Annotated in this window: 2 protein-coding genes and 1 pseudogene; all 3 read left to right on the top strand. The window is 75.4% G+C overall.

Going from position 1 to position 3,459, the window contains the following annotated elements:
* Positions 1 to 515: pseudogene (locus tag HMPREF3105_RS09100) on the top strand (hypothetical protein); the annotation flags it as partial.
* 95 nt (positions 516 to 610) lie between these two features.
* Positions 611 to 2,710, top strand: coding sequence for an NHL domain-containing thioredoxin family protein (locus HMPREF3105_RS09095; RefSeq protein ID WP_070709299.1), 2,100 nt, complete (start codon positions 611 to 613; stop codon positions 2,708 to 2,710).
* A 40-nt stretch (positions 2,711 to 2,750) separates the two neighbouring features.
* A complete protein-coding gene (locus HMPREF3105_RS09090) occupies positions 2,751 to 3,230 on the top strand; it encodes a flavodoxin domain-containing protein (protein ID WP_036316804.1) in 480 nt (159 codons plus the stop codon).
* The last annotated feature ends 229 nt before the right edge of the window (positions 3,231 to 3,459 follow it).

Raw genomic sequence — 3,459 nt, 5'->3', positions numbered from 1 at the left:
ACCGGCGCGCGGACGCGGACCGGACCACCGTGCAGCCGGCGCAGTGCAAGGCGCCGCTGACCGCCCTGGACTTCTCCCCGATCGCCCTAGACGAGGCCGAGGCCACGCGCGTGGACGTCGGCGCCGACACCTTCACGGGCACGGGCACCGTGGAGGTCGCCCGGCTCACGGGCCAGGGCCGCCAGGACGTCGAGCGGCACCTCCAGACCGTCAACGCCCTGCGCGCCGACTGCCGCGAGATGACCATGACCGTGCAGGAGGGGGACGCGACCGTCGACTACCGCCTCGAGGTCTCCGACGCGCCGCTGTCCGACGGCACGCCGGCGCAGTCCGCCCTCGTGTGGGAGCGGACCGTGGCCTCGGAGTCCGAGCCCCAGCTCACGGCCCAGGTGCTCACCGCCGTCACCTCCGACGCCGTGGTGATGGTCTCCTTCGTGGGCCGGCCCGAGGCCGGGCGCAAGGAGTTCACGCTCATCGCCGAGGAGATGCTGGCCGCCGCCCTGGCCGCCGACTGAGCCGGGCCCGCCCGGCGGCGTCGTCTTTCCCCCTGTGACGCCGCCGGCGTCCGCTCACGGCTGACGCGTCCGGGACGTGCGCCATGATGGTGGGCATGACCGCACCGCAGACCCCGAACCCCGCCCCGTCCGCTGACGCCCCCGCCGCCGTGCCGCGCGCGGCCACCCGGGTGCGCGCGTCCGAGCTCGTGGGCCGCGGCTGGCTGAACACCGGCGGCGAGCAGGTGGCCCTCGAGGACCTGCGCGGCAAGGTCGTCCTCCTCGACTTCTGGACGTTCTGCTGCATCAACTGCCTGCACGTCCTGGACGAGCTGCGCCCGCTCGAGGAGGAGTTCGCGGACGTGCTCGTCACGGTGGGCGTGCACTCGCCCAAGTTCGAGCACGAGGCGGACCCGGACGCGCTCGCGGCCGCCGTCGAGCGCTACGCCATCGAGCACCCCGTGCTGGACGACCCCGAGCTGACCACGTGGCAGGCGTACTCGGCGCGCGCGTGGCCCACCCTCGTGGTGGTGGACCCGGAGGGCTACATCGCCGCGCACCTGTCCGGCGAGGGGCACGTGGCCGGGCTCTACGGGCTCGTGCGCGAGCTCGTGGCCGAGCACGAGGCCAAGGGCACGCTGCACCGCGGCTCGGGCCCCTACGTCCCGCCCACGCCCGTGGCCCGGGACCTGTCGTTCCCCGGCAAGGCCGTGTCCCTCGGCGGCCGCGGCTCCCGCCCGGGCACGTTCCTCGTCTCGGACACCGGCCACCACCGCCTCCTGGAGGTCGCCGAGGACCTGACCACGGTGCTCCGCGCGTTCGGCGGCGGGGACCCCGCCGCGGCGGACGCGGGCCAGGCCGAGCTCGCATTCCCCACGCCCGGGGAGAAGGGCCACGCGGACGGCGGGCCGGACCAGGCGCTGTTCAACGAGCCCCAGGGCCTGGCGCTGCTGCCCGAGGACGTCGCGGGGCGCGTCGGCTACGACGTCGTCGTGGCGGACTCCGTCAACCACCGGCTGCGGGGCCTGCGCCTGTCGGACGGGCGCGTCAGCACCCTCGCCGGCAACGGCGTGCAGAAGCTCATCGACTCCGAGCGCGCCAAGGAGGCCGCCGCCGTCGACGACGAGGGGGACGTCGCCGTCGACCTCGCGGACCTGCCCGGGGAGCCGACCGCGATCTCGCTGTCCTCCCCGTGGGACGTCGTGTGGCACCCCGCCCTGGGGCGTGTGGTGATCGCGATGGCCGGCACGCACCAGCTCTTCGACTTCGACCCCGTCACGGGCGCGCTCGCGGTGCACGCGGGCACGGCGCTCGAGGGCCTGCTGGACGGCGAGGCCGGACGGGCCTGGTTCGCGCAGCCCTCGGGGCTGTCCGTGGGCGCGGACGGCACGCTGTGGGTCGCGGACTCGGAGACCTCCGCGGTGCGCTGGGTGCGGACCGGGGAGGACGGGGGCCGCGAGGTCGGGACCGCCGTCGGGGCGGGCCTGTTCGACTTCGGCCACGTGGACGGGGAGGCGGACCGCGCGCGCCTGCAGCACGCGCTGGGCGTCACGGCCCTGCCGGACGGCTCCGTGCTGATCGCGGACACGTACAACGGCGCGATCCGCCGGTACGCCCCGGCCGGCGAGGACGCCGCGGGCCGGGCGGTCCCGGCCACGGTGACCACGGTGGCGCGCGGGCTGCTCGAGCCCTCGGACGTGCTCGTGGAGCACGACGCGGACGGGAACGACACCGCGATCGTGGTGGTCGAGTCCAACGCCCACCGGCTCACGCGGCTGGCGGTGCCGGAGGAGTTCCTCACCGTGGACGAGGGCGCGCGGCAGACGCAGCGTCCCCGCACCCCGGTGGTGGCCGGTGACCTGGACCTGACGATCGGCTTCGCCGCGCCCACGGGGCAGAAGCTGGACGACCGCTGGGGCGATCCCACGCAGCTGAAGATCTCCTCCTCCCCGGAGGAGCTGCTGCTCGAGGGCACCGGCACGTCCACGGGGCTGCACCGGACGCTGCGGCTGAACCCCGAGGTCGAGGAGGGCGTCCTGCACATCACCGCCCGGGCCGCCGCGTGCGACGGGGAGAAGGGGCAGCCCATCCCGGACCACGCCGCCTGCCACCTGTACCAGCAGGACTGGGGCATCCCGGTCACGGTGCACACCCCGGACCGGGCCCCGGAGGGCGCCGAGACCCGCCTGGACCTGGACCTGCGCGGGATACACTGAGCGCGTCGTCCGCCCCCGACCCCGAAGGCTGCGCCCCACCATGACCACGCTCATCGTCACCTCGTCCGCCCACGGATCCACGCGAGAGATCGCCGAGCGGGTCGCGGAGGTGCTGCGCACGTCGCAGGCCGTCCCGACCGTGGTGGAGGACGTCAAGGGCGCCGCTGCGTGGCTGGCCACGGCGGACGCGGTGATCGTCGCGGCCCCGGTCTACACGGGCTCGCTCGCCGCCGACGCCCGGGCGTTCCTCGACACCCGTCGGGCCGAGCTGGCGGACCTGCCGCTCGTGATCCTGGCCTCCGGCGGCGCGCCCGAGCTGGCCCGGCCGGTGCGGGAGAAGCTCGAGTCCTACGGCCCGCGCGAGGTGGCGTACTTCCGCGGGGCGCTCGTCGAGGAGCGCCTGGGCCGGATGGAGAAGCTCAAGCTCAAGCTCTCCCGCAACGAGCACTACGGCGACTTCCGCGACTGGGACGCCATCGAGGCCTGGGCCAAGACCCTCTCCGGCGCCGGCGTGCACTGACCGCACCCGCCGCGCTCGTCGACGAGACGGCGGGGGCGCAGGAGCCTCCACAGCCGCTTTCGTTGACGAAACGGCGCCGGAGGCTCTCGTGTCCGCAGCGGAGGCGAGCGGTTAGCCTGGCCGCATGTCCCCTTCCGCCCATCGCCCCGCCGCGTCCTCCCGCCCCGCCCGGCCCCGCCCGACGACGGCGCCCTTCGCCCTGCCCGACCGGCCCGGCTGGGTGCGGCTC

This window comes from Micrococcus sp. HMSC31B01 (assembly GCF_001816085.1).
Lineage (GTDB): Bacteria > Actinomycetota > Actinomycetes > Actinomycetales > Micrococcaceae > Micrococcus > Micrococcus luteus.
Note: the sequence above shows the minus strand (reverse complement) of the source record. Positions and strands in the feature narration are given on the sequence as shown.

What these genes read in the sequence shown, in the direction of transcription:
- HMPREF3105_RS09090 (WP_036316804.1), top strand. Translation starts at nt 2,751, where the DNA reads ATGACCACGCTCATCGTCACCTCGTCCGCCCACGGATCCACGCGAGAG.
- HMPREF3105_RS09095 (WP_070709299.1), top strand. Translation starts at nt 611, where the DNA reads ATGACCGCACCGCAGACCCCGAACCCCGCCCCGTCCGCTGACGCCCCC.